Raw genomic sequence first — 24,709 nt, 5'->3', positions numbered from 1 at the left:
ACAACGGCACCTTCACAACCGGGTCAACCACCCGGTCGCTCACCCCTGCGCCCGGCAAGGGTATTCACGGGTCTGTGTCGGACTCGGGGTTTGGCGTTTTCGGTGGGGGTGCGCGGCGTGTGTCTTGTCCTGTTCGGATGAACCATGCAACGTTCACGTGAAGCTTGCATGAGAAGTTGCGGCGTCCAGATGAAAGTTGCTCGTCGGCGCTGAACCGGCCGACGATCAGGACTGTTGGTCCATGACCCTGTCGCGTGCCCTGGCGGTGTGCAGTCGACCGACGTGTAGATGTCCGGGTTCGCGGTCAGCCACATCACCGGGATGGCGAGAAGCACCGCGTCCCCGCCTGGGGCCGCCGCCGAAATTGAAATGTGAAGTTGAACGGCACACAACGAATCGTTCAGATCGACTTTGCAAACCCAGCTCAGACAAAGCCATGCTTTGCAACCCTCCTCCGAACCGGGCAGCAGCAGCGCGGTCGACTCAGTGGCCGGGCCTGGCGCTGAGTGCAGATGTGGGGACGTCGTCGTCTCTGGGGTGTCCACTGGCGCGGCTGGCGCGGGCTTGCGGATGGTGAAGATCGGATAGAGAGGAGTTGAGATGACGCAGCAGTCCGCGCGGCAGCAAGCAAGGCGAGCGGCGTTGGATGCTCAGGCAAGGATCCGGGCCGAGAACGCTGACCAAGAGAAGCGGCGCAGTGGGCTCGCCGTGACGGTGGTGCAGGCCATTGCCGAGCGGGCGGCCACGGTCGCCCGGTGCGAGCAGCGGGCCGGTCAAGCCCTGGTGAAGCTAACCGGGGACGAGGGCATGTCGTTGCGCGAGACCGTGCAGTGGTGTGGTGAGGGTCTGACGACCAGGGAGGCCGCGCGGCTCCGACGGCTGGCCCAAGCCGAGCCCGACGAGGCCGCGATGGGGAGTCGGCAGCCATGACCGGCTCGGACCCGGATAGCGGGTAGGGAGGATCGTGCTGATGCGTCGATTCGATGAGAAGGAACGCGTTGCCTCCAGATGGCAGCATCCCGCCGACGCTCGGTCCGATGAAACGAGACGAGCCTGGGTCGGCTGCGCATCCCACCCAACAGGTCACAGCCTGCGGGGTCGTCCACCGCCTCGCGGCCCATTCGATTGCCGTTGACAGACGATCGGTTGACCGCGCCGAAGTGACTCAGTGGAACGGAATGCTGAACGACCTCCGCGGCTTGTCGTCTTTGCTCGAAGCGTCAGGACGAGGCCGCCTAAACGATTGCGGACTCCAGATCTGACCTGAGACAGCCAGGGCTCAACGGCACGGCGGGTACACAACGTTCACGATGAGTGCCGCCATCAGTTCGTGACGATGGGCAGGCCGGCGTCGACGGCGTGCTGGTCGTAGTCGTCGTCGACGAGCACGAGGTGGTGTGCTCGGGCTGCGAGGAGGGAGGCGACGATGGAGGCGCGGTAGCCGCTGCCGCAGTGCACCCACAGCTCACCCTGCGGCACCTCGTCCAGGCGGACGAGAACCTCGTGGATCGGGATGTGCACGGCGTCCTGGAGGTGACTGGCGGCGTACTCGTCGTCTCGTCGGACGTCCAGCACGGTCACCGGTCGATGATGGCGGACCTGGGCCAGGTCCGCCAAGGCCGCGCGGGGGTGGCTGCCCAGCGGCTCGTGGGTCCAGTCGTGCGGCGAGCCGGTGGCCGCACCCTCCAGGCGGTCGACACCGATCCGGACCAGCTCGCGCTGGGCCTCGGCAAGTTGCTCGGGGGAATCACCCAGCAGGGTCAGCGGCGTGCCCAAGGGGATCAGCCAGCCGAGGTAGGTGGCGAACTGGCCGTCGATGCCGATGTTGAAGGTGCCGCGGACGTGCCCGTCGGCAAACGCGGCGCGACTGCGCAGGTCGACGATCCACTCGCCGTCGGTGAGCCGTCTGGCGAGTGTGTCCCGGTCCGCCTCCTTGGGTGGAGTCAAGTTGGCGGCGGGCGGACCCGCCTGGTTGCCCGGCTGCATGTGGACGTAGTACGCCGGCCACGCGTCCAGACCGGCCAGCGTCTCGGCGACCCAGTCCGACTCCGTGGAGGTCAGAGCCGGGTTGACCTCGCGTTCTCGTCCGACGGTGGAGGCCGTCGCCCCTCCCGTCGACCCGACCGAGCAGAAGCTGCCGAAGCCGTGTGTCGGCAGCACGTCGACCGTGGCCGGCAACTCCTTCGCCAATCGGCGGACCGAGCTGAACTGGTGGCGGGCCAGCGCGGTCGTGTGCTCCTGGCCGAGCAGGTCGGGCCGGCCGGCCGCGCCGAACAACAGCGACCCGCCGGTGAAGACGGCGACAGGCTCACCCTGCCAGCGCGGGGCGTAGGACAGGTGGGTGAAGGTGTGGCCGGGTGTCGCGATCACCCCGATCGACATCGAGGGCGTGACGTCGATGACGTCCCCGTCACCGATCGGCGTCCTCGCGAACGACACCGCGTCCTCCCGGTTGACGTGGTATGCCGCGCCGGTCGCCTGGGCGAGCGCGAGACCCCCGGTCAGGTAGTCGTTGTGGATGTGCGTCTCGAACACGTGGGTGATCCGCACCCCGGCTCCGGCGGCTGCGTCCAGGACGCGGTCGATGTCGCGCTGGGGGTCGACCACGGCGGCGACCTGCCCGTCGTGGGCGAGGTAGCTGCGGTCGCCGAGGCTGGGGGTCTCGATGCTGATGATCCAAGGGATGTCCACGTCGCTCCTATCCGTGCGTAATACCCAGGGGGGTATTCGTTCAGCTAGCCCAACGTTAGCGGATGTGGCATCCATTCCCCACGTGAGGGAAGGGACAGGTCATACCCCGGCAGGTATGGTGAAGGCATCGATCGAAACATGACGAACAGGGCGAACAGGAGGTCACAACATGACGTACGCCATCTCCACCACGCTGGACGCGCCCTTCGAGCGTGCGCTCGACCAGGTTCGGGAAGCACTGTCCGCCCAGGGCTTCGGAGTCCTCAGCCAGATCGACATCGCTGCCGCGCTCAAGGACAAGCTCGGGGTCGACGTGCCGGCGCAGGTCATCCTCGGCGCCTGCCGCCCGCAGCTGGCCCACCAGGCCCTGCAGACCGAGCCCTCCATCGGGGTGCTGCTGCCGTGCAACGTGGTGGTCCGCGCCACTGGCGACCACGAGTGCGTGGTCGAGGCGATGGACCCCGCGATCATGATCTCGCTGGCCGGCAACGAGAACCTGCGAGAGGTGGCCGAGGAGGCCCGCCACCGGATCCAGGCCACCGTGCAGTCCCTGCAGGGCACCGCTAAATGACCCCCGCTGGATGACCGCCGCTGGATCCGTCGACCGAACAGGAGGGACCAGCTCGTGGTCACGCTTGACACCGATGACATGACGCCCGTGCTCAACCGGCTGCGCCGGGCGCAAGGACAGCTCGGCGGGGTGATCCGCCTCATCGAGGAGGGACGCGAATGCAAGGACGTCGTGACCCAGCTGGCCGCAGTCAAGCGTGCTCTCGACCGGGCCGGTTTCGTGATCATCTCCTCCGGCATGCGCCAGTGCCTTTCCGCGTCCGAGGGGACCAGCGCCCAGGAGCAGGCCGCCATGGAGAAGCTCTTCCTCACCCTGTCCTGACGATCGCCCGGACCGGTTCCGTCCGCTTCATCGTGTGTCACACTATTCCATAAATCTTTGGAGAAGCAGATGATGGAGCGTGGCACGGTCCTGGACGAGCTCGCGGTGGTCGGCAAGGCGTTCGCCAGCGCCAAGCGGCTGGAGATCATCGAGCTGCTGGCTCAGAGCGAGCACTCGGTCGAGCAGATCGCCCGGACCACCGGCCAGGGGATGAGCAGCGTGTCGGCGCACCTGCAGATCCTGCGTGCTGCGCGCCTGGTGCGCACCAGACGTGAGGGCACCCGGGTGATCTACCGGGTCGCCGGCCCCGACGTCGCGACCCTGTATGCCGCGCTGGGCGCCACCGCGCGCACCCACTCTCCGGACGTCCAGGCCGCGCTGACGGCCTACCTGGGCTTGGGGGGTGGTGAGGTCGACCAGATCAGCCGCGCCGAGCTGGCCCGGCGGCTGAAGTCGGGCGCGGTGACCCTGTTGGACGTCCGGCCGCTGGAGGAATACGACGCCGGGCACATCCCCGGCGCCGTCTCGGTGCCGCTGGCCGAGCTCACCGACCGCCTGGCCGAGCTCGCCGAGGGTGAGCTGGTCGCCTATTGCCGCGGGGCCTACTGCGTGCTGGCTCACGATGCGGTGACGCTGCTGGGCACCCGCGACCGGCACGCCCTGCGGCTCGAGGACGGCTTCCTCGAGTGGCGGCTGGCCGGGCTGCCCGTCGCCGCAGGGGCATGACGTGCTCGCTGACCTGCGCACGCTCGGCACCTGGGTGCCGCGCCGCTGGTTGGTGGCGGCCGGAGTCGGGGTCGCCTACCTGCTCGCGGTCGCCGTCCCCACCGACCTGTTCGACACCCCCGTGTTCACCCGGGACGTGCCACCGACGTGGTGGGCGTGGCCGTCGCTGCTGGCCTCGGCCCTGCTCGTGGGGCTGTTGGCCGCGAGCTACGTGGCCGACCACCCCTCCGGCGCCACCGACCCGGCCGGCCCCGCCGGCTCCCCGCGGCCGAGCCGTTTCGGCGTCGTTGGCAGCCTGCTCACCTTCTTCGCCGTGGGCTGCCCCGTCTGCAACAAGGTGGTCCTGCTCGTCCTCGGCTACACGGGCGCGCTGACCTGGTTCCAGCCGTTGCAGCCACTGCTGCAGGCGGGCGCGATCGGCCTGCTGGCCTGGGCACTGCTGGCTAGGCTGCGCGGTGCCCGGCGCTGCGCCGTCGACGTCGAGGACCCCGCCCCGTCCCCACCGCGGCGGACCAAACCGACGACGCCGTCAACGATCTCGCAGGAGAACCAGTGACCTTCCCCTCGGCCTCCCCTTCTCCCGGCCGCCGACGGCGGACGGCGACGATCCCCGTGGTGGTGGCCGTCGTGGCCGCCCTCGTGGCGGTGTTCGCGGTCCTGACCAGCCGGTCGCCGGACGCCGACCCACAGGCCACGCCCAGCACGGCCAGCTCAGCCCCGTCGAAGGGGGGCCCAGCGCAGTCCACCGCGCCGGGCGAGTCCGGTGCGCCGGACCCCTTCGCCGAACTGGTGCGCCGCAAGCCGGGCGACCCGCTGGCCCGGGGCTGGGTCGACGCACCCGTGGTGATGATCAACTACTCCGACTTCCAGTGCCCGTTCTGCGGCAAGTTCGCCCGCGACACCGAACCGTTGCTGGTGGACAAGTACGTCAAGAACGGCAGCTGCGCATCGAGTGGCGCGACTTCCCGTACCTGGGCGAGGAGTCCGGCACCGTAGCCCTGGTCGCCCGGGCCGCGGCGCGCCAACACGGGTTCTGGAAGCTGCACGACGCCCTGTATGCCGACCAGGCCGCGCCGAACAGCGGCACCCTCACCAAGGCGCACCTGGTCACGCTCGCGGAGTCGGTCGGACTGGACGGTGACCGGCTCGACAAGGACGTGAAGGACCCCGAGCTGACCTCGCAGATCCGCGCGGACTTCTTGCAGGGACAGTCGATCGGCGTCACCGGCACGCCCGCGTTCATCATCAACGGCAAGCGCGTCATCGGCGCACAACCGACCAAGGTCTTCACCCAGGCGATCGAGGAGGCCGCCGCCGACGCACCATGACCGAGGTCAGCCTCCTCGCGGCGCTCGCCGCCGGGGTGCTCGCCCTGCTGTCACCGTGCAGCGCCCTGCTGCTCCCGTCGTTCTTCGCCTACGCCTTCTCCAGCCGCAGCGCGCTGGTGGCCCGCACCGGCGCGTTCTACCTCAGCGTGCTGGGCCACCCTCGTCCCGCTCGGCAGCGGCGCCGCCGCCGTCTCCGGGCTGGTCTACGGCCACCGCGCCACCCTCATCGCGGTCGCCGGGTGGGCCATCATCGCCCTGGGTGTCCTGCACCTGGTCGGAGGGGGCTTCCGGATGCCATTCACCGGCCGCCTGCGAGCCTGGTCGACCGCCCGCGGCGCAGGGCGAGGCGGCTACCTGTCCACCGCCGCCCTCGGCGCGGTCTACGGGCTGGCGGGTTTCTGCTCCGGACCGGTGCTCGGGGCCATCCTGATGTTGGCCGCGACCCAGGACTCACCGTTGCGCGGCGGGGTGCTGCTCGCGGCCTACGCCGTGGGCATGGCGTTGCCGCTGTTCGTCCTGGCCTGGTTCTGGGACCGCTACGAGCTCGGCCGGCGCGCCTGGCTGCGGGGCCGCGAGCTGGCCCTGGGACCGGTGCGGCTGCACACGACCAACCTCGTCGCCGGCCTGCTCTTCGTGGCCATCGGGGCGCTGTTCCTCCGCTTCGACGGCACCGCCGGGATCACCGGTGTGCTGGGGCTGGGTGACACGACCGACCTCGAGGTGCGAGCCCAGGAACTGGTCACTCGACTCGCCACGGCCATCCCCGCGTGGGCCCTGCCGGCCGCAGTAGCGATCCTGGCGGGGACGATCGCATGGTCCCGGATGCGCCGGACAGACATCCCGCCCCGCGAGCCGGCAGCAGCACCGGAACCCGCCGAGCAGGACCGCCGTCCCTGACACGACGCCCGCCGCAGGTCGTCACTCAACGGATGCCGGGCAACATGGGCGAACACCGCATCCCAACGAACATCTGCGCCGGCCACTCTCCCTCCACCCTTCGAACACAATGCGCCAGTCCCCTTTGCGCCAGCGCCACGACCCACGGGACAGATCTTGTCTGCGAGTCAAAGCCGCGGAGCCGCGGACTCTCTTCGCCTGGAAACCGTTGGCATCCGGTTGTTTGGGACGGCCCGCGGCCCCGAAGTAATCCAATCACTCGCTGCCGTCACGGTGCAGGAGATCGCAGACCACGACAGTCGCCTCTACACCAGCGACAACACACCCGTCTGTCCGGTTGAACATCCGGTTACGGCCCCGGGCCAGACGAGATCGTGCGGCTGCCGGATGCTGCCGGTGTGCCGGAGACGACCTCGGACCGGGCTGCGGCACACGGTGGCCGCCGTCCTGGTCGCCGTGGCCCGGCTGGGGCACGGACGCCGCCTTCACCTTGCACCAGTGCAGGCACGCACTGCCGCGACCGACGGCCCGGTGGCCACGCGATTGACCGTCACCTAGATGAGCTGGGCGTGCCTTTCCACCTGCTCGCTTCCCCCGATCGTCCGCGGCTCCTGCTGACCACCGCAGCTTCCCTCGTCCGTGCGGGTGCCACTGGAGTGGTTCAGGATGGCCGGTGGGCCGTGCGCGCCGTCCGCTTTCGCGCTCATCCAGTTGGCCTCGGTGGTTCGTTTCGGAAGGCGGGGGGCGGGTGGTGGGCCGTGATATCGACAAAGGGAACCGAGTCACGATGGACGCCCGTCGACCACGAGGTGGCCGGCGCTGGTCCGCACAGCGACTTCGGGACGGATGTGCCATCGGGCCTTGACCACCCCGAGTACGAAGCCGTCACTGCGGACCGCGGTGCAGACTTCATCGACCTCGGAAGTCAGGACGACTTCGCGTGCGTCCCGCGCGACCCCGCCCGTGACGGCACACCAGGCAAACTCGGGTCGGTCGCCATCGGGCGCTGGCCATCCAGACTGGGTGAATGTCAATTCTGGCAAGGTCACAGGGTCCTGAGTCGTTGCTGGCCGGGGTGGTCCGGTGGCCGGCCTGCCTGTGCCATTGATCAAGCTCGGCACGACCCACTCTTTCTCGCGCCACTCCACCAGGACGACGTAGCGCACCGAGTCGTTCTGAACGACCACAGCCACGACCTCATCGCGCTCACAGACCGCGACGGTGGCCAAGCGTTCGGCCGGCAGGGCGCCAAGCACCATGCCCGCTGCAGGATGAGACGAGTCGCTGGTCATGCCAGGAACCTAGCTGAGGCAACCTTGGCCGGGGAGCCTTCTACAGGCCGTCGTGCGATCCGAGCGCGATACCGGCTCCAGCCGCTGTGGCCACGCCCCGCTGGAATGGAGCTTCGCCGTCCGGCAGGAAGGCGCAGACACAGCCGCCGCATGTGTCGACGATTTTCGCCACGTCGAGATCCGCCGGGCCCGTCTGATCCGTTGGCATGGATGTTCGTCGACCGGTTGGTTCGAGACGTGGTTGCCAGGAAGGCGGCCCGCGCGTGGCGGCCAGCCTGCCACCTCGCCGGCGGAGGAGAGGGCCTGGCTTCGTGCGTCGGCGGTGTCGCGTCTCAGGGTTTGCCGGCGTGGGCGAGGAAGAGGGGTATGGCGAGGAAGACGCGGCCGGTCTGCCCGCGGGCGACTTGGTCCGCCAGCCAGACTTCGGCCTGAGTTGGGCTGATCGCGCCGGTGGAGCGGGCGTTGTCGGCCAGCCCGGTGAGCATGGGCAACATGGTGGTGTCGGTGAAGGTCGCGGTGTGGACCTCCACGGCGACGTCGGTGAAGCCGGCGTCCAGCAGCCCGGCGCGGTAGCGGCGGGCTGCCCGGGGACTGGCGATGGTGTCGGCGCGGGCCTGCACGATGGTCCGGGTCAGCTCTGGGTGCTGGGAGTCGATGACGATGGTGTCCCAGTCCTGCCCGATCAGCACGATGCGCCCGCCGGGTGCCAGGACGCGGTGGGCTTCGGCCAGCGCTCGCTCGGGCGCGGTGAGGTCGTGGAAGACCTTGTCGGCGCGGTATCCGGCCAGTTCGCCGTCACCGAACGGCAGGACCTCGGCAGAACCCACGTGGAACTCTTGGTCGGGGTGGCGTCGGCGGGCGACGGTGATCATCTCCTCGCTGAGGTCCACCCCGGCTGGGTCGGCGCCTCGGTCGGCCAGCTCGGCCACTGCTCGTCCGGCGCCGCAGCCGACGTCCACGACCCGCGACCCTGGGGGCAGGGTGAGCAGCGCGTAGCTGCGGGCCCGCAGCTCGGCCGCGCCAGGCGTGGCGTCCGCGGCATCCAGGATTCTGATCAGTGAGCTGGCCTGGTCTCTTGAACGGTCTGTCTCGGAGGTGCGGGTTGACATACCCGTCACGATGCGACTTCATGTCGACATGAAGTCAACCCAGCGGCAGGTGTGGAGCGTGGGGCAGGTGGCCGAGCGGTTCGGCATGGCCACGCACGTGCTGCGGCACTGGGAGTCGGAGGGGTTGTTGTCACCGGCCCGAGCCGCCGGTGAGCGGCGCTGCTATGAGGTGGCGGACCTGCACCGGGTGGCCGTCATCCTGCGGGCCAAGGAGGCCGGCCTCGGCCTGGCGGACATCCGCAACCTGCTCCACGCGGGTGGCGCGGCCACCAGGGCCGCCATCCTTCGCGAGCACCGCGCCAACCTGGCCCGGCGGGTCGCGGCGCTGCAGGAGGCCCTGGCGCTGATCGAGTGCGCGCTGGACTGCGAGCACGAGGACCTGGTCACCTGCAGCCACTTCCTGGCCCACGTGGCGCAGCGGAGCGGACTCGACATGGACGGCGCGGCGGCGGTCGCCGCGCCACGGCCGGTCTGACCTGTCATCACCGGGTTGGTGGTGCCGGGGTGACAGGTTTGAAGGTGGCGCCGCGGTCGGTGGAGGAGACCACCCCGGCCGAGGCGACCGCGAGGATCTCCAGCCCGCCGCCCGGGGTGCGGATCGCGGACAGCGCCTCGGGCCCGGCCAGGGTGTGCTGCGTGGTGCGCCAGGTGTTGCCGGCGTCGGTGCTGATCGATACCTGGCCGGCGGGGCTGATTCCGACCGCGGTGGTGTCGTCGGCCCAGGCGACCAGCAGCAGCATCGGGGCGCCCGGGACCGCGGTCCAGGTCCGGCCGTGGTCGCTGGAGGCGAGCACCCCTTGTTCGGTGGTGGCCAGGACCCGTGCGCCGTCCGGGGCGGCGCCCAGCGACCGCACGGGCGCGGGGATGGCACCAGTGCGCCAGGAGCGTCCGTCGCTGCTGTGACGCAGCCCGCCGTCGAAGCCGACGACGCCGCGGGTGGAGGCGGTCAGGGCGTGGAAGTCGGATTGGCCGCCGCGGGAGAGGGCGGTCCAGGTCTTCCCGGCGTCGACCGAGTGCAGCAGCCCCGCGGGTTCGGGCAGGCCGGTGTCGGGGTCGGGGTGGCCGGAGGCGTAGTAGTTGCCGGGTCCGGTGACGGTGAAGCCCATCAGGTCGATGGCCGGGCCGATCTGCTGCCAGGTGCCGCCGGTGGTGAGGGTGAACAGGCCGTCGTGGGTGGCCAGTTTCACCGTGCCGTCGCCGGGGTCGCGGGCGATGGCGTGCACGTGCTGGCTGGGTAGCGACGCGGTCGTCGTGGCCGCGGCCTGGGCAGTGGCGGTGTCGTCCTGGCTGCAGCCGGCCAGCACGAACACAGCGATGAGGGCGGTGGCCGCGGCGAGGGCCCGTATGGCGGGTCGTGGCCGTGGCGTCCGTGTGGCGGTCATGCGCGGTAGTCCAATCGGGTCATCATGCCGGCGTCCATGTGGTATCCGTTGTGGCAGTGCAGCATCCAGTCGCCGGGGTTGTCGGCGACCAGGTCCACCGAGACCGAGCGCATGGGCAGCACGATGACGGTGTCCTTGCGTGGCCCGGGCCGACCGCCGGGCTGGTTGACCTGGAAGGTGTGTCCGTGCAGGTGCATCGGGTGCCACATCATGGTGTGGTTGGCGAAGGTGAGCCGGGCGCGTTGGCCTTGTCGGATGGTCAGCGGTTCCAGCTGGTCGAAGGTGCGGCCGTTGATGGTCCACCGGTAGCTGGCCATGTTGCCGCCGAGGTTGGCTGCCAGCTCGACGTCGGGTTTGGCGGTGGGCAGGGTCACCGGCTGGGTGGCGGTGAACACCTCGACGGTGCCGACCCGGCCGCTCAGTTCCCGGGGCCGCACGTTGGCGCCTGGGGTGGTTCCGGTGGCGGTCCGCAGCAGGGCTCGGGCCAGGCTCTTGGTTCCCTTGCCTTCGGCGGCGGCCACCAGGGGGAAGACGCCGTCGCCGGCGGTGACGATCACGTCATACCGCTCGCCCATGCCCAGCAGCAGCGCGTCGACCTCGGTCGGCTCGACGGGGAAGCCGTCGGTGTGGGTGACGGTCATCCGGTGGCCGGCCAGGGCGACCCGGAAGGCGGTGTCGGCGCCGGCGTTGATGATCCGGATCCGGATCCGCTGGCCGGGCCTGGCGCGGAAGGTGGTCGGGGCGGACGGGATCCGGCCGTTGGCCAGGTAGTAGGGGTAGGCGACGTCGCCGGCGTCTCCGCCGAGCAGCGTGCTTTTGCGCATGCCCCCCATCCCCATCCCGGCCGACCCGGTGGGGGACGGGTCCGCGGTCCCCATCGCGCCCATCCCGCTCATGCCGGACATCCCGGACATGCCGTCCGTGGGGGTAGATCCGGCGCCGTGGTCCATCCCCTCCATCCCCTCCATCCCGTCCATCCCGTTCATGTCGCCGTGGTCCATGCCGGACATGCCGCCGCTGGTGAGCTTGGTGTAGATCTGTTTCGGGCTGGGTCCGATGCCGTCGGTCCAGTCGTCCAGGACCACGACCCATTCGGTGTCGTAGTCGGCCGGCTCGTTCGGGTCGTCGACGATGACCGGCAGGTAGAGCCCGAAGTCGGTGTCGAGGCCGACGTGGGGGTGGGCCCAGTAGGTGCCCGGGTCGGGTACCGAGAAGCGGTAGGTGAACGACGCGCCCGGGTCGATGTCCGGTGTGGCCGGGGCGGCGCCGTCCATGTCGTTGCGCAGCGCGATGCCGTGCCAGTGCACCGAGGTCGGCCGGTCCATCCGGTTGGTCACCGCCACCGCCAGCTCGTCGCCGACGTCGGCCCGGATGACCCGGCCGGGGATGGTGTCGCCGTAGGCGAGGGTGGTCACCGTGGGACCGCCCAGGTCGACCTGCGTGGACCCGGGGGTCAGCCGGTAGGCGCGGGTCCGGCCGGTGTGCGGCCGTCGGGCCTCGGCCCGCTTGATGGCCGCGGCGCTGACGGCCGGGGTCGTGGTCGTGCCGGCAGGGATCCGGGTGGGCGTGTTGCCGCCGCTGCACGCGGCCAGCGCCAGGCCACCGAGTCCGGTGGCGGTCGCGGTCAGGAAGGTCCGCCGGTTCAGGCCGAGGGAGCCGGAGGGTCGGGCATTGTCGGGTGGGGCATTGTTGGGTCGGGCGGGGTGCCATGGTGTGTTCATCAAGGGTCCTCAAAGAGCTCACGAATCGGGGGTCGGCGCCAGGCAGCGCGACGTGGCGCGGCCGGGCGGGCCAACAGGGTGTGCAGACAGGGGCAGCCCGGTCGCGGGCTGCGGATAATTTCTAGGTGCGCAGGATGCAGAGCGCGGCGAGCGTGGGCCGTGGGCGAGGCGGCCCGCGGTATCCGAGGACGAATCCGATGACGCGACGGGACGTTTCGAGGCCGCGGGTGGACGGGGGCAAGCGTCGCGGCAGGCGCAGCGCGAACAGCGCGGCGAACGGCAGCAGGGACAGGCACAGTATCGCCACGCCGTGGCCCGCGCCGGAGCCACCGACCAGGCAGTCGGACGCGCAGGGGGCCGTGCTGTCGCTCGGCTGGTCGGCCATCGACTGGACCTGGGGAACGACTTGCACCGAGGTAGCGGCGCCGTCCGCGTCGGAACCCTTGCCCGGGGCGTGCCTGGGCGGAGTTTCTGCGGTCGTGGTGTCCATCGCCGGGTGAGGGGTGGCCATCGTCTGCATGGAGGGGGCGTGGCCGGGTCCCAGATGCATGGCGTGCATCGTGACGATGGTGAAGCCGAGCGCGGCGATGGCCACCACCAGCAGCACGACCCGCGCCATGACCCGCGCCATGGGCAGGGTCGCGCGACGCGGCCCGATGGGCACGCTGCTCGGTCGGTTCACCGCACCATCCTCGCATCCGCGCCCGGGATGGAATGACCGGCCGCTCACGGCGGTCGGTTGGATGTTCTTTGGCCTGGGCGGAGTGCGACCGCCAGCCGGTCGGACACGCGCAACAGGCCGACCGAGTCTGCACGCCTGACAGCGGTCATCACCTCATACGCATGCCGCGCCGTAAGTCACCACTGGACCTGGCGTGTCGCTGTGGGCGCGACGAACTACTAGCGTGGATAGTTGGCGCGGACCCGGACCTCTTCGGGCAGTCACAGTCGGGCAGCGTCAATGATCGGTGGTTGTATGTCCGTTCCTCGCCACGCCGTGATGGCTAGACTCTTCGGGCGCACGCGCCACAGGAGACCGGTGCCCACCGGTGCTGATGCGGATGACGTGAACCGCCCGCCGAGCGGGGAGGGTGCAGCCGCGCGCCTGCAGTGGCTCGCCTCGCCGGTCGCTCCGTACTACCTGCTGCTCGGGTCAACGACCATGTTGGTCGGTGTCGGGCTGGTCATGGTTTTATCGGCCTCGAGCATCGAGGCGTTCACGGACAGCGGTTCCTCGTACACGGTGTTCCTGGCACAGTTGAGGTTCTCGGCGCTGGGGGTCATAGGGGCTTGGATTGCCAGCAGGCTGCCGGTACGCCTGCTGAAGGCGGCCGCTCCTTGGCTGTTCCTCGGGGCGCTGGGGCTGCAGGGCCTGGTCTTCACTCCCTTGGGCATCAGCGTGATGGGAAACCGCAACTGGATCGAGGTGGCCGGGCAGCGGCTACAGCCGGCGGAGCTGGCGAAGCTGGCGCTGGTACTGCTTGGTGCCGCCGTCTTGGCCAGGAAACGTCGACAGCTCGGCCGGTTCTCCCACGCGGTCATACCGTTGGTGCTGCCTGCGGGAGCGAGCATTGTCGGACTGGTCCTGCTCGGACACGACCTCGGGACGGCGCTGGTGCTCTTGGCGATCATCGCTGGGATGCTGTTCGCGGCCGGAGTGCCACTGCGTGGCATGATCATCGCCGCCGGGGCATTCGCCGCGATGGCCATAGCCCTGGTGGTCAGCAGCCCCAACCGGATGGGGCGGATCACCTCGTGGCTGGCTGGCAGCGACGCCTGTCAAAGCGCGCTTTCGGACGGCTGCTTCCAGAAGGTGCATGCGCTGTACGCCCTGGCCGATGGTGGATGGTGGGGCGTCGGGCTCGGGGCGAGTCGAGAGAAGTGGGCGTGGCTGCCTGAAGCCGACAACGACTTCATCTTCGCGATCATCGGCGAGGAGCTCGGCCTTCCCGGTACCTTGACGGTGCTCGCGTTGTTCTGCCTGGTCGCACTGGGCTGCTACCTGCTGGTGCTGCGCAGCACCGACCTTTTCGTGCGAGTGGCGACCGCCGGGATCATGGTGTGGATCCTGGCGCAGGCCGCCATCAACGTCGGAGCAGTGGTCGGCCTCCTGCCCATCATCGGCGTGCCGCTTCCGCTGATCTCCAGCGGTGGGTCAGCGCTAGTGACCACCCTTGTCGGGGTAGGGGTTCTGCTGGCGTTTGCCCGGGACGTGCCCGGCGGTCGAACAGCCCTGGATGAGGGCCCCACGCTGATTCGCCGTTCGTTCGCGCTGCTGTCGACCAGACGACCGCCCAGCAACCAGTGACCAGGCCTGGCCGACGGCCTGGTCCACCCGTTCGCGGGCATCGGCGGAGCGGGGCGTGCGGGAGACCTTGCCGCGCGATGGTGCCGTGGTGCCTCGCCCAACTGACTGGCCGGTCGGAAGGTTGAGCGCAAGCATTCGAGAGTCACTTCGGTGTGATTTGCAAGCCGACACGCCGACAACCTCAAAAATCACCGCCGTCCCAGCTACCCCAATCACCTCATCCGCTGCTAGCCTCCCTCGGGTTGCCTCGGGGCCGGACTATATACGGAAGAGCAGATACGTGACGAGACAGAGCAGACGACTCGGACTGGCGACCGCGGGGGCCTTGTTCACCGGAGCTGCCTTCGGTGCTCCGGCAGCCGACGCGGCGCCTACCCCCGCCGCCGCTCCCACCCCTGGCGCGGCCCCCGTGGCCGCCGCGGCGCACGTGGCGACAGCGGTCCAGATCGCCACCGCGGTCCCGACGACACCCTCGATCTGGCAGACCGTGCGCTACGGCGCTCGAGGGGCCGTCGTGAAGCAGATCCAACGCATCGTGGGGACCACCGCCGACGGGATCTTCGGTCCCAAGACCTACGCGGCGGTCAAGCGCTGGCAGGGTCGCCACGCACTCGTCGTGGACGGCATCGTCGGGCCCAGGACCGCGGCGAAGATGCGGCTGTCCAGCGGCAGTCCGGGTGGATCGACCGCGCCGGTCGGCACCTCGGGATACCGCAGCTGGCAGAACGTCCGGTACGGCTCGCGCGGCGCGGTCGTCAAGGCGATCCAGCGTGTCGTCGGGGCCTACGCTGACGGTGTCTTCGGGCCCAGGACGTTGTCGGCGGTGAAGTCCTGGCAGGGCCGTCACGGCCTGCTCCGGGACGGCGTGGTGGGGCCCAAGACGGCCGCCGCGATGCGACTCGCTCCGTCCTCCAGCACGTCCCGCGGTTCGGACGCACCGTCGCGCGATACCGACCGCACCTCGGTGCGGTCGCGGATCCTCGCGACCGCCGCCGACTACACCGGCATCATGTACCAGTGGGGCGGGACCTCGCCGTCGACCGGCTTCGACTGCTCGGGCTACGTGCAGTTCGTCCTCGCCAAGGTGGGCATCTCGGCGCCCCGGACCACCTACGCGCAGCTGGACCACTTTCCGGCTACCAGCAACCCGCAGCCTGGTGACCTGGTCTTCATCGGCACCGGTCACGTCGGCATCTACGCCGGCGGCGGCATGATGTATGACTCGGGCAAGCCCGGCATCCCAACCCAGAAGCGCCGGATCTTCAGTGGTGTGACCCGCTACCGCAGCGTCATCTGATTCCAATCTCGGCGTACACGATGCGCGGAAGAGCGCCAGGGCCCCGACCCGTTGGTTGGGGCCCTCGGCCTTGTCTTGCCTCGCGGCTCGGGCTCAACGCTGAACGAGCTGGCTCACCAAGCCCGGGGTTTTGGGCGTGCCGGGGCCTGTGCTGAGGCCCAGGCCGGGGCGATCCGGATGCCCGGCACCGGCGCATGCTGTGAGGGACGAAGCCCGTCAATCGTCCCCATCTGGTTGCCGTTGCTCGCGCCGACAGCGCTGGTCGACCAGAGCGGTGGGTCGACACGGCCTGCCGCATTGCCTGATGGATGGCTGAGCCGAGGTCAGGGATGGTTTCCTGAACGCTCTCCCGCCTGCCCTGGAAGCGGCCCCTGCGCAGCCCTGCCGATCCGATGGCCCACCTCGTCGGCCGGCATCTAGCCGGCCAGGACATGAGAGCTGCCGTGCGGCGAGCTGGTTGCGGTCCCCGCGCGTCGACCTCGTCTGCTCGACCCGTTCGGCCAGGAACGGTTGCGGGATGAGCCGTGGCTTGCGTGCCGGTAGGCACCAACGTCACTGGCGGGCCTGGTGGAGACGACCGTGGCAGGCGTCGTGTCCTGGTGAGAGGCGAGCGGATTGCCCTGGACGGGCGAGCGGGCTACAGCCCCCGAAATACGGTAGGGGGGTATAGTGTTGTGCGTGTACACCAGTGAGAGGGAAGTGTGATGGACGACAACCGAACAGCAACGAGGTTGCCGAGTTACATCCACCGCAAGGACGACTATCTGCGGCGGTTGCGTCGGGTCGAGGGTCAGGCGCGGGGTTTGCAGCGGATGGTCGAGGAGGAGCAGTACTGCATCGACATCCTCACCCAGGTGTCAGCGATGACCCGCGCGTTACAGGCGGTGTCGCTGGGGCTGTTGGAGGAGCACTTGAGCCATTGCGTGGTGGACGCCGCGGCCAAGGGAGGGCCCGAGGCCCAAGAGAAGGTCCGCGAGGCGACGGACGCCATCGCCCGCTTGGTACGGGCTTGAGACACCAGATCAGAACACCAACCGGGATGGTCGTCGTGTTGCGGCTCGACGGCGTACCCGACGAAGGGAACGAGTGATGAACACCAACACCTATGCCGTTACCGGGATGACCTGCGGGCACTGCGCGAGTGCGGTCACCGGCGAGCTGCAGGCCCTCGAGGGCGTCACCGACGTGCAGGTCGAGCTGGTCCCCGAGGGCGCCTCGGCCGTGACCGTCAGCAGCGACCGGCCCCTGAGCGACGAACAGGTCGCCGCGGCCCTGGACGAGGCCGGCGACTACCGGCTCGCCACCCGATAGACCCACCACACAGACCGGCAAGCACTGCGGCGTGCGTCGCGCGGGAGGACGGAACACGATGAGCACCAGCACACCGACCGAGCAGGTCCGAGGCGAGCAGAGCGTCGAGCTCGTGATCGGCGGGATGACGTGCGCCTCCTGCGCGGCGAGGGTCGAGAAGAAGCTGAACAAGTTGGACGGAGTCAGCGCCAGTGTCAACTACTCGACCGAGAAGGCCAAGGTGACGTATGCCGCGTCGGTGGCTCCCGCGGACCTGGTCGCCACCGTGGAGGCTACCGGTTACACCGCCACCCTGCCGGCGTCGGCTGAGGACGGGCCCGGCACCGGGGCCGGGGGCGCACCCGACGGCGGGCCGGACGAGGCTTGGGCCCTGCGGAGCAGGCTGCTGATCTCGACGGTCCTGGCGCTTCCGGTGCTGGTGTTGTCGATGGTCCCCGCGTTGCAGTTCGACAACTGGCAGTGGCTGGCTCTGACCCTGGCCTCCCCGGTGGTGGTGTGGGGCGCGGCGCCTTTCCACCGGGCCGCGGTCACCAATGCCCGGCACGGCGCGGCCACGATGGACACGCTGATCTCGGTGGGCGTGTCCGCGGCCTACCTGTGGTCGCTGTGGGCGCTGTTCTTCGGCGACGCGGGGATGACCGGGATGCGGATGACCTTCGACCTGATGCCCTCGCGCGAGTCCGCCGCCGGCCACCTCTACCTGGAGGTCGCCTCCGCGGTCACCGTGTTCATCCTGGCCGGACGCTACTTCGAGGCCCGCGCCAAGAAGCGCTCCGGCGCGGCGTTGCGCGCGCTGCTGGACCTGGGCGCCAAGGACGTCGGCGTGGTTCGCGACGGGGTCGAGACCCGGATCCCCACCAGCGCCCTGGCGGTCGGCGACGTGTTCGTGGTCCGTCCCGGGGAGAAGGTCGCGACCGACGGCGTGGTGACCGAGGGGACCTCCGCGGTGGACGCCTCGATGCTGACCGGCGAGTCGGTGCCGGTGGAGGTCGGGCCGGGTGACCCGGTGGTCGGCGCCACCGTCAACGCCGGCGGCCGGCTGCTGGTGCGGGCCGCCCAGGTGGGCGCCGACACCCAGCTGTCGCAGATGGCCCGGCTGGTCGAGGACGCCCAGAACGGCAAGGCCCGGGTACAGCGCCTGGCCGACCGCGTCTCGGGCGTGTTCGTCCCGGTCGTGATCCTGCTGGCCCTGGCTACCCTGGCGACGTGGCTGGCCACCGGGCACGGCGCGACCGCGGCGTTCACCGCCGCCGTCGCCGTCCTGATCATCGCCTGCCCGTGTGCCCTGGGCCTGGCGACCCCGACCGCGCTGATGGTCGGCACCGGCCGGGGCGCCCAGCTGGGCATCCTGATCAAGGGCCCGCAGATCCTCGAGTCCACCCGGGCCGTGGACACCATCGTGCTGGACAAGACCGGCACCGTGACCACCGGACGGATGAGCCTGGCCTCCCTCCACCCGGCGCCCGGACAGGACGAAGCCCAGTTGCTGGCCCTGGCCGGCGCGGTCGAGGACGCCTCGCAGCACCCGATCGCGGCCGCGGTCGCGACCGCCGCCCGGCAGGCCAGCCCCGTCCCGCTGACCCGCGCCGAGGACTTCGCGGGCCATGACGGTCGCGGCGTCAGTGGCGTCGCCGACGGCCACGCCGTGCTCGTGGGACGGCGCAGCTGGCTCGAGCAGGACTGGTCCCTGACCGCACCCGTATCCCTGGTCGACGACGCCCAGGCCGCCGAAGAGCTGGGGCAGACCCCGGTGTGGGTGGCCTGGGACGGGCAGGTCCGCGGCGTCATCGTGGTAGCCGACACCATCAAGGACACCTCCGCCGAGGCCATCACCGCCTTCCGCCGCCTCGGCCTGTCGCCGGTGCTGCTGACCGGCGACAACACCCGCGCCGCCCGAGCCGTCGCCGCTCAGGTCGGCATCGCCGAATCGGACGTGATCGCCGAGGTGCTGCCCGCCGACAAGGTCGCCGCCGTGCGGTCCCTGCAGGAACGGGGCAAGGTGGTCGCCATGGTCGGCGACGGCGTCAACGACGCGGCAGCCCTGGCCCAGGCCGACCTCGGCCTGGCCATGGGCACCGGATCCGACGTGGCCATCGAAGCCTCCGACCTGACCCTGGTGCGCGGCGACCTGCGCTCGGCCGCGGACGCGATCCGCCTGTCCCGCAAGACCCTGGCCACGATCAAGGGCAACCTGTTCTGGGCCTTCGCCTACAACGTGGCCGCCCTACCGCTGGCTGCGCTCGGCCTGCTCAACCCCCTGATCGCCGGGGCGGCGATGGCCTTCAGCTCCGTGTTCGTCGTGTCCAACAGCCTGCGGCTGCGCCGGTTCACGGCACACTGAGGCATCAACGAACCCACCAGGCTGGAGGGCACGGGCGCCGAGCAGTCCCTGACGCGAGGAAGGACCGCAGGACATGACAGGCTTTGCCAGCATCGTGGTCGCGATCGGGTTGGGGCTGCTCGGCGCCGGCGTCGTCGTGGCCGCCCATCGCCTGTTCGCGGTGGGCGCGACGGCCGAAGTGCCGGCCTACCTGTCCGGTCAGATGCCTGCGGAGCACGCGCTGTCGCGGTACCACGTGCGCTGGTACACGGTGACGTTGCTGTTCTTGGCGTTCGACGTGGAGATGCTGTTCATGTACCCGTGGTCGCTGGTGGTCGCCTCGATGGGCACGCCGGCGGTGGTCGAGATGTTCCTCTTCCTGGCGCTGTTGCTGGCCGGGGTCGTCTATGCCTGGCGTGAGGGTGCGCTGCGATGGGCCTAACCGGCACAACCCAGCAGCGGCTGGCGCGCTGGGCCGCCTACCGCCCGCACCTGCTGCTGGTCACCGCTCCGGGCGGTACCGAGCAGCGGCTGGCGGTGGAGACGCACGTATCCGCGATCGGGGGGGTGCTCGCGGACACCCCGGCTGGCGCGGACCTGCTCGTGGTGGCCGGCACGCCGTCGGCGCAGCTGGCCGAGGCGGCCGAGCTGGTGTGGGCCCAGGTCCCCGCACCACGGGTGCGCCTGCACCTTGTGGACCCCGCCACCACCGGCGTCCTGCTCGACGCGGGGGTGCGGGAACTGGCGACCCTGCCGGGCCCGGACGCGGCACAGAACGAAGCTGCGCGGTCCCACGACCGCGCGGACCCGGCGGAGCAGCACACCGGCGGTCACGAGCACCGCGCCCACACTGACCCCGAGCGCCGGGAGCACGACGGCCACCACATGGATGCCGAGCCCGGGACGAACCACGGCGGCCCTCGGGGGCACCAGGAGCACGCGGCGCGCGACGGCGACGGCTCCGGGCACGGCGCCCGCGGGGAGGATGGCCAAGGACATGCCGGCCACCCCGGCCATGGCGGTCACGAGGGGCAGGGCGGCCATGAGGGCATGCAGATGCCTGGCGGGCTGATGATGGCCGACCGGGCCCCGGACCGCGACGGGCTGAAGCTGGACGTGCTGCACGTCCCGCTCGGGCCGGTGCTGCCGGCCTGGCCGGCCGGCCTGGTGGTCGACACCCAGCTGCAGGGAGATCTGGTGCAGGCCGCCGCCACCCGCGTCCTGGCCACTTCGGGGGCGAAAGCGCCGGGTTTCTGGGCCGATCCGGCTCCGACCCGCCGGGCGGCGGCGCACCTGGACTCACTCTCCCGGCTGCTGCAGGTGGCCGGCTGGCCGGGGGCCGGCGCCGAGGCCGCCCGCCGCCGCGACCGGCTCCTGGCCACCTCCGGCGAGGTTCCCGGCGACGGGCGGCAGGGGTTCGCACGGTGGCGGAGCCGGGTCGAGCGGTCCTGGACGCTGCGCCGCTCCCTGCAGGGTCTGGGCCGGCTCGCCGCCGTGGACGTGGAGCGGCTGGGACTGTCCGGTCCCGCGGCCCGGGCCACCGCCAGGGGCGGCGACGCGTGGGCACGGGTCGTGACCTGGCTGGACGAGACCGCTACGGCACTGGATGGCCGGGTCGTCGCACCCGGCGAATCCTCACGCGGGACGTCGGGGCGGGGGTCCACGGCGCTGCTGCGGGCCGCGGTCGAGCTGATGCCGGGGCTGGACCTGGCGGGCGCGCGGCTGGTGATGGCCAGCCTGGACCCGGACACCGACGAGGTGGGGTTGACATGAGCGCCGTGCACACCGCACCCGGCTGGTCGGTGGTCGTGGCGGCCGGGCTGGTGCTGGTCGCCGCGGCGGCTACCGCGGCCGTGGACGCCGCCGTCGATCCGGCGAGCCGGTCCGTGCCGTTGTGGGCCAGGCTGGGCCGGCCGGTGTGGGAGACCGCGCGGGCGCTGCTGGCCCAGCCACGTCGCACCTTGGCGCCGGATCGGCTGCTGTGGTCGGTCGGCGTGGTACTGCCGTTGCTGGTGGCGCTGTCGATGGCCACGGTGGTGCCGCTCGGCGGGCAGGTGGTGACCGACCTGGGCGTGGGGGTGGTGTGGTTCAACGCGATGGACGTGGTGTTGTGGGCGGCGTGGTGGCTGGTCGGGTGGGCGCCGAACAGCGTCCACTCCCTGGTCGGGGGGTACCGGTTCCTGGCCCAGGCGCTGGCCTACGAGCTGCCGTTGATGTTCGCCCTGACCGCCCCGGCGGTGGCGGCCGGGAGCCTGTCGGTGACCGACATCGTCACCGCCCAGCAGGCGCAGCTGTGGTTCGTGGTGCAGATGCCGGTGGCGGCGGTGGTGTTCACCGGCGCGGTGGCCGCGTTCAGCGTGTGGGGGCCGTTCGCCCACCCGGCCGGTCTGGACGCCTCCGGTGGTCTGCTGGTCGAGGCGTCCGGGCCGGCCCGGCTGCTGCTGCGGCTGGGGCAGTACGCCCTGCTGGTGGTCGGTGCCGCGATGGCGGTGGCACTGTTCCTCGGCGGCGGCGCCGGTCCGGTGCTGCCGGCCTGGGCGTGGACGGTTCTTAAGACCGCCGCGATCCTGGTGTTGTTGGTGTGGGTCCGGCACCGGGTGCCGGTGTGGCGGGCCGATCGGTCGATGCGGGTGGCGTGGCTGGCCGTGCTGCCGGCCACCTTGGCCCAGCTGCTGGTGGTCTCGATCCTCGCCGTCAGTGGAGCTCAGCCGTGAGCGGGGCAGCGATGGCCGTGTTCGCGGTGCTGGGCCTGGTCGCCGTCGCGGCCGGGGCCGCGGTGTTCGTGGTCGACTCGATGGCCCGGGCCACGTTCGCACTGGCCGCCTCGTTCGTGGCCGTCGGCGGCGAGCTGGTGCTGCTGACCCTGGACTACCTGGGCGTGGTCACCATCTTGATGATGGTGATGGAGATGGCCATCATGGTCGTGTTCATGGTGATGTTCATGATGAACCCGGCCGGCCTGATGCCGATGTCGATGCTGCACAACAAGCGTGGCGCGCTGGCGATCTCGGTGGCCACGTTCGTGCTGCTGGCCGCCGGGGCGCTGCTGGTGCCGTGGCCGGCCCAGCGCGGCACGGCGCCGGCCGATGCCACCCGGGCGGTGGGGGAGGCGATCATGGGCCCGCACATGCCGGTGATGGTGGCCATCTCGGCCGTGCTGTTCGCCACCATCGTCTCCGCCCTGGTGCTGGCCACCCCGCACGGACGCTACGAGCCGCAGGAGCAGCAGCCTCAGGACGAGGGGCAGCGGTGATGCTGCAGCTGTTCCTGCTGCTGGCCGCGGCCCTGCTGGCGGTCGGCCTGTTCGGCGCGCTGAGCCAGCAGTCGGTGGTCATGGTGATGATGGGCCTGGAGCTGATGGTCGCCGCGGTGATCGTCGCCGCGGCCGCGTTCTGGTACTTCCTGGCCCCGTCCGCACCGGACGGGCAGGTGCTGCTGCTGGTGGTCATCTCGGCGATGACCGTGGAGATGGCGATGGGCTTCGCCGTAGTGACCCTGCTGTTTCGTGCCGGCGACGTGGACATGACCGACATGGCCGCGGAGCTGAAGCAATGACCGCCCTGCTGTGGGCCCTGGTCCTGACTCCCGCCGTGGCCGGCGGGGTCCTGCTGGTCGCCACCTACGGGCCGCCCGCCCTCGCGCGGGCCGCCGAGCGGGTCGCCGCCGGGGTGGGGGTGTTGGTCGCCGCCGCGGTCCTGGCCCTGGCCGCAGCCGTCGCAACGACGCGCCCGAGCGCGGCGGCGCGCTTTCTGGCCGGCGACCCTCTGGCCCTTGCGGTGGACGACCTGTCCGCGGTGATGGTGGTCACGGTGGCCGCGGTCAGCCTGCTGGTGCTGATTTTCTGCGCCTCGGCCATTCGGACCGCGCGGGCCCGGTTCACCGGTCTGATGCTGGTGTTCGTGGCGGCAGTGCTGGTGACCGCCACCGCCACCACGCTGCTCGGGCTGCTGATGGCCTGGGAGGTGATGGGCGCCACCAGTTACGCGCTGATCGCGTTCAGCTGGGACCGAGACACCGCGGTGGGCTCGGGCACGACCGCGTTCGTGGTCACCCGCACCGGCGACGTGGGCCTGTACCTGGCCGCCGGCGCCGCCCTGGCCACCGCCGGGACCGCCACGCCGGCGCTGTCCCTGAACCGGCTTGCCGAGCTGCCCGCGCCCTGGCTGCACCTGGCCGCCGGTGGGATCCTGGCCGCCGCGTTCGGCAAGGCCGCCCAGCTGCCGTTCTCGTTCTGGCTGTCCCGGGCCATGGATGGCCCCAGCGGTGTCTCGGCGCTCCTGCACTCCGCGGCGATGGTCGCCATGGGCGGCTACCTGCTGCTGCGGGCCCACCCCCTGCTGCTGGCGGCCGGCTGGGCCGCGCCGGCGGCCGCCTGGGGCGGCGCCCTGACCGCGCTGGCCCTGGGCGTGGTCGCCCTGGCCCAGACCGACCTGAAGCAGCTGTTGGCCGCCTCCACCAGCGCCCAGCTGGGCTTCGTGGCGCTGGCCGCCGGCACCACCGGTCCCGGCGCCGTGGGCGCCGGGTTGACCCACCTGGTGGGACACGCCGCCACCAAGGCGCTGCTGTTTCTGGCGGCCGGGGCGTGGCTGACCGCGCTGGGCACCAAGGCGATTGCCTCGCTGCGTGGCGCCGGCCGGGCCTACCCGTGGGTCGGGATCCCCTTCACCATCGGCGCCCTCGGCCTGGCCGGACTGCCGCCGCTGGCGCTGTGGGCCACCAAGGACTCCGTGCTGGCCGCCGCACGGGAGCAGTCCACCGCCTTGTATGTCGTCGGGCTGGCCGCCGCGGTCGCCTCCAGCGGGTACGCCGGCAAGGCGTTGGCGCTGACCTGGCGGGCCCTGCCGGCCCACCCGGCGGGCTACGACACGGAAGAACCGGGAACGCGGCAGGTGCCGTGGCTCGCGCGGGTCCCGTTGGTGCCGTTGGCGATCGGCGCGGCCCTGCTGGGATTGCTCGTCGTGCCTCCGGTGGCGGCCGGCCTCGGCCTGGACTCCTCGATCGTCCCGGTGACCCCCGGCGTCGGTGAGCTGCTGATTTCGGCCGTCCTGGCCGTGGTGGTGGTCGCGGTGGCGCTGGCCCGGCCGCGCCGGCTGCCCGCGCCCGGCCCGGCGGCGGCGTGGCTGTACCTGGAACGCGCGACCCACGCCGGCATCGTGGGCCCGACCTTGGCCATGGCCCGGGTGCTGGCTCGGGCCGACGACGCCCTTGAGGGCGTCGTGCTCGGGGCCGGTCCGGCCGCGCGGCGGGTGGCCGGGGCGGCAGCCACCCTCGATGGGGCCGGGGTCAGCGGTGCCGTCCGTGCCCTCGTGGCCGGGGCGCGTCAGGCCGCCGATGCGGCCCGCCGCCCGCAGACCGGCCAAGCCCACCACTACTACGCCCAGGCCGTGGTGGGCCTGGCCGCGGCCGTCCTGATCGCCGTTCTCGCGAGGTGAACC

General features: G+C 71.0%; 24 protein-coding genes and 1 pseudogene. 19 read left to right on the top strand and 6 right to left on the bottom strand.

The window, feature by feature from the left end; translation table 11 throughout:
* Window positions 1-600 precede the first annotated feature (600 nt).
* Complete coding sequence (locus tag FCN22_RS09700) at window positions 601-930, top strand: hypothetical protein (RefSeq protein ID WP_137121338.1); 330 nt, start codon at window positions 601-603, stop codon at window positions 928-930.
* A 393-nt stretch (window positions 931-1,323) separates the two neighbouring features.
* Here the strand turns inward: FCN22_RS09700 and FCN22_RS09695 are convergent, their stop codons facing one another.
* Window positions 1,324-2,691 (bottom strand): MBL fold metallo-hydrolase, encoded by a 1,368-nt coding sequence (locus FCN22_RS09695; RefSeq protein ID WP_238384642.1) that lies wholly within the window; start codon window positions 2,689-2,691, stop codon window positions 1,324-1,326.
* Between the two features lie 169 nt (window positions 2,692-2,860).
* On the opposite strand from FCN22_RS09695, the gene FCN22_RS09690 reads away from it, so the two are divergent.
* The 6 genes and pseudogenes from FCN22_RS09690 (at window position 2,861) to FCN22_RS09665 (ending at window position 6,534) form a co-directional block, all read left to right on the top strand.
* Window positions 2,861-3,262 (top strand): DUF302 domain-containing protein, encoded by a 402-nt coding sequence (locus tag FCN22_RS09690; RefSeq protein ID WP_137121336.1) that lies wholly within the window; start codon window positions 2,861-2,863, stop codon window positions 3,260-3,262.
* A 78-nt stretch (window positions 3,263-3,340) separates the two neighbouring features.
* Entirely contained in the window at window positions 3,341-3,583 is a 243-nt protein-coding gene (locus FCN22_RS09685) for a metal-sensitive transcriptional regulator (protein ID WP_137121352.1), read from the top strand.
* A 57-nt stretch (window positions 3,584-3,640) separates the two neighbouring features.
* Window positions 3,641-4,309 (top strand): ArsR/SmtB family transcription factor, encoded by a 669-nt coding sequence (locus tag FCN22_RS09680; RefSeq protein ID WP_238384641.1) that lies wholly within the window; start codon window positions 3,641-3,643, stop codon window positions 4,307-4,309.
* A 1-nt stretch (window position 4,310) separates the two neighbouring features.
* The gene (locus tag FCN22_RS09675) at window positions 4,311-4,865 is read left to right on the top strand and encodes a hypothetical protein (protein ID WP_202911500.1); all 555 of its coding nucleotides are present in this window, start codon (window positions 4,311-4,313) and stop codon (window positions 4,863-4,865) included.
* Between the two features lie 290 nt (window positions 4,866-5,155).
* Window positions 5,156-5,637, top strand: a pseudogene (locus tag FCN22_RS22180) (DsbA family protein).
* A 291-nt stretch (window positions 5,638-5,928) separates the two neighbouring features.
* Window positions 5,929-6,534: a cytochrome c biogenesis CcdA family protein gene (locus FCN22_RS09665; RefSeq protein WP_444965516.1), complete on the top strand. Its 606-nt coding sequence runs from the start codon at window positions 5,929-5,931 to the stop codon at window positions 6,532-6,534.
* 782 nt (window positions 6,535-7,316) lie between these two features.
* On the opposite strand, the gene FCN22_RS09660 is transcribed toward FCN22_RS09665, so the two are convergent.
* Window positions 7,317-7,826, bottom strand: coding sequence for a hypothetical protein (locus FCN22_RS09660; protein ID WP_137121334.1), 510 nt, complete (start codon window positions 7,824-7,826; stop codon window positions 7,317-7,319).
* Between the two features lie 332 nt (window positions 7,827-8,158).
* Window positions 8,159-8,935: a methyltransferase domain-containing protein gene (locus FCN22_RS09655; protein ID WP_137121333.1), complete on the bottom strand. Its 777-nt coding sequence runs from the start codon at window positions 8,933-8,935 to the stop codon at window positions 8,159-8,161.
* 28 nt (window positions 8,936-8,963) lie between these two features.
* Here FCN22_RS09655 and FCN22_RS09650 point away from each other — a divergent pair, with 28 nt between their 5' ends.
* Window positions 8,964-9,410, top strand: coding sequence for a MerR family transcriptional regulator (locus FCN22_RS09650; protein WP_137121332.1), 447 nt, complete (start codon window positions 8,964-8,966; stop codon window positions 9,408-9,410).
* 7 nt (window positions 9,411-9,417) lie between these two features.
* On the opposite strand, the gene FCN22_RS09645 is transcribed toward FCN22_RS09650, so the two are convergent.
* From FCN22_RS09645 to FCN22_RS09635, 3 genes are all read right to left on the bottom strand, one after another.
* A complete protein-coding gene (locus FCN22_RS09645) occupies window positions 9,418-10,317 on the bottom strand; it encodes a F510_1955 family glycosylhydrolase (protein ID WP_238384639.1) in 900 nt (299 codons plus the stop codon).
* Window positions 10,314-12,038, bottom strand: coding sequence for a multicopper oxidase family protein (locus FCN22_RS09640; RefSeq protein ID WP_137121331.1), 1,725 nt, complete (start codon window positions 12,036-12,038; stop codon window positions 10,314-10,316). The genes FCN22_RS09645 and FCN22_RS09640 overlap by 4 nt, the downstream gene beginning before the upstream one ends.
* 121 nt (window positions 12,039-12,159) lie before the next feature.
* A complete protein-coding gene (locus FCN22_RS09635) occupies window positions 12,160-12,720 on the bottom strand; it encodes a hypothetical protein (RefSeq protein ID WP_137121330.1) in 561 nt (186 codons plus the stop codon).
* A 357-nt stretch (window positions 12,721-13,077) separates the two neighbouring features.
* Between FCN22_RS09635 and ftsW the strand changes: the two genes are divergently transcribed.
* The 11 genes from ftsW to FCN22_RS09580 all read left to right on the top strand — a co-directional run bounded on the left by ftsW (window position 13,078) and on the right by FCN22_RS09580 (window position 24,706).
* Window positions 13,078-14,346: a putative lipid II flippase FtsW gene (ftsW, locus tag FCN22_RS09630; protein ID WP_238384638.1), complete on the top strand. Its 1,269-nt coding sequence runs from the start codon at window positions 13,078-13,080 to the stop codon at window positions 14,344-14,346.
* 280 nt (window positions 14,347-14,626) lie between these two features.
* Entirely contained in the window at window positions 14,627-15,643 is a 1,017-nt protein-coding gene (locus FCN22_RS09625) for a C40 family peptidase (RefSeq protein WP_137121329.1), read from the top strand.
* A gap of 704 nt (window positions 15,644-16,347) precedes the next feature.
* Window positions 16,348-16,656, top strand: coding sequence for a metal-sensitive transcriptional regulator (locus tag FCN22_RS09620; protein WP_137121328.1), 309 nt, complete (start codon window positions 16,348-16,350; stop codon window positions 16,654-16,656).
* Window positions 16,657-16,732: 76 nt separating this feature from the next.
* On the top strand, window positions 16,733-16,954 hold the full coding sequence (locus FCN22_RS09615) for a heavy-metal-associated domain-containing protein (protein ID WP_137121327.1): 222 nt from the start codon (window positions 16,733-16,735) through the stop codon (window positions 16,952-16,954).
* Between the two features lie 58 nt (window positions 16,955-17,012).
* A complete protein-coding gene (locus FCN22_RS09610) occupies window positions 17,013-19,295 on the top strand; it encodes a heavy metal translocating P-type ATPase (protein ID WP_202911499.1) in 2,283 nt (760 codons plus the stop codon).
* Between the two features lie 73 nt (window positions 19,296-19,368).
* Window positions 19,369-19,716 carry an NADH-quinone oxidoreductase subunit A gene (locus FCN22_RS09605; protein ID WP_137121326.1) on the top strand — a complete coding sequence of 116 codons (348 nt, stop codon included), beginning with the start codon at window positions 19,369-19,371 and terminating at the stop codon, window positions 19,714-19,716.
* On the top strand, window positions 19,707-21,047 hold the full coding sequence (locus tag FCN22_RS22535) for a hypothetical protein (protein WP_137121325.1): 1,341 nt from the start codon (window positions 19,707-19,709) through the stop codon (window positions 21,045-21,047). Before FCN22_RS09605 ends, FCN22_RS22535 begins: the two co-directional genes overlap by 10 nt.
* A complete protein-coding gene (locus FCN22_RS09595) occupies window positions 21,044-21,988 on the top strand; it encodes a complex I subunit 1 family protein (protein ID WP_137121324.1) in 945 nt (314 codons plus the stop codon). The genes FCN22_RS22535 and FCN22_RS09595 overlap by 4 nt, the downstream gene beginning before the upstream one ends.
* Window positions 21,985-22,527 carry an NADH-quinone oxidoreductase subunit J gene (locus FCN22_RS09590; RefSeq protein ID WP_238384635.1) on the top strand — a complete coding sequence of 181 codons (543 nt, stop codon included), beginning with the start codon at window positions 21,985-21,987 and terminating at the stop codon, window positions 22,525-22,527. The genes FCN22_RS09595 and FCN22_RS09590 overlap by 4 nt, the downstream gene beginning before the upstream one ends.
* Entirely contained in the window at window positions 22,527-22,829 is a 303-nt protein-coding gene (locus tag FCN22_RS09585) for an NADH-quinone oxidoreductase subunit NuoK (protein ID WP_238384634.1), read from the top strand. The genes FCN22_RS09590 and FCN22_RS09585 overlap by 1 nt, the downstream gene beginning before the upstream one ends.
* Window positions 22,826-24,706, top strand: coding sequence for a proton-conducting transporter transmembrane domain-containing protein (locus FCN22_RS09580; RefSeq protein WP_137121322.1), 1,881 nt, complete (start codon window positions 22,826-22,828; stop codon window positions 24,704-24,706). The genes FCN22_RS09585 and FCN22_RS09580 overlap by 4 nt, the downstream gene beginning before the upstream one ends.
* The last annotated feature ends 3 nt before the right edge of the window (window positions 24,707-24,709 follow it).

The organism is Segeticoccus rhizosphaerae (genome assembly GCF_005222685.1).
Taxonomy (GTDB): domain Bacteria; phylum Actinomycetota; class Actinomycetes; order Actinomycetales; family Dermatophilaceae; genus Segeticoccus; species Segeticoccus rhizosphaerae.
The sequence above is the reverse complement of the archived record's forward strand: the minus strand, read 5'-3'. Positions and strand labels throughout refer to the sequence as shown.

Coding starts and splice junctions, on each gene's coding strand:
- FCN22_RS09700 (WP_137121338.1), top strand. CDS start 601: ATGACGCAGCAGTCCGCGCGGCAGCAAGCAAGGCGAGCGGCGTTGGAT.
- FCN22_RS09690 (WP_137121336.1), top strand. CDS start 2,861: ATGACGTACGCCATCTCCACCACGCTGGACGCGCCCTTCGAGCGTGCG.
- FCN22_RS09685 (WP_137121352.1), top strand. CDS start 3,341: ATGACGCCCGTGCTCAACCGGCTGCGCCGGGCGCAAGGACAGCTCGGC.
- FCN22_RS09665 (WP_444965516.1), top strand. CDS start 5,929: ATGCCATTCACCGGCCGCCTGCGAGCCTGGTCGACCGCCCGCGGCGCA.
- FCN22_RS09660 (WP_137121334.1), bottom strand. CDS start 7,826: ATGACCAGCGACTCGTCTCATCCTGCAGCGGGCATGGTGCTTGGCGCC.
- FCN22_RS09655 (WP_137121333.1), bottom strand. CDS start 8,935: ATGTCAACCCGCACCTCCGAGACAGACCGTTCAAGAGACCAGGCCAGC.
- FCN22_RS09650 (WP_137121332.1), top strand. CDS start 8,964: ATGAAGTCAACCCAGCGGCAGGTGTGGAGCGTGGGGCAGGTGGCCGAG.
- FCN22_RS09645 (WP_238384639.1), bottom strand. CDS start 10,317: ATGACCGCCACACGGACGCCACGGCCACGACCCGCCATACGGGCCCTC.
- FCN22_RS09640 (WP_137121331.1), bottom strand. CDS start 12,038: ATGAACACACCATGGCACCCCGCCCGACCCAACAATGCCCCACCCGAC.
- FCN22_RS09620 (WP_137121328.1), top strand. CDS start 16,348: ATGGACGACAACCGAACAGCAACGAGGTTGCCGAGTTACATCCACCGC.
- FCN22_RS09615 (WP_137121327.1), top strand. CDS start 16,733: ATGAACACCAACACCTATGCCGTTACCGGGATGACCTGCGGGCACTGC.
- FCN22_RS09610 (WP_202911499.1), top strand. CDS start 17,013: ATGAGCACCAGCACACCGACCGAGCAGGTCCGAGGCGAGCAGAGCGTC.
- FCN22_RS09605 (WP_137121326.1), top strand. CDS start 19,369: ATGACAGGCTTTGCCAGCATCGTGGTCGCGATCGGGTTGGGGCTGCTC.
- FCN22_RS22535 (WP_137121325.1), top strand. CDS start 19,707: ATGGGCCTAACCGGCACAACCCAGCAGCGGCTGGCGCGCTGGGCCGCC.
- FCN22_RS09595 (WP_137121324.1), top strand. CDS start 21,044: ATGAGCGCCGTGCACACCGCACCCGGCTGGTCGGTGGTCGTGGCGGCC.
- FCN22_RS09585 (WP_238384634.1), top strand. CDS start 22,527: ATGCTGCAGCTGTTCCTGCTGCTGGCCGCGGCCCTGCTGGCGGTCGGC.
- FCN22_RS09580 (WP_137121322.1), top strand. CDS start 22,826: ATGACCGCCCTGCTGTGGGCCCTGGTCCTGACTCCCGCCGTGGCCGGC.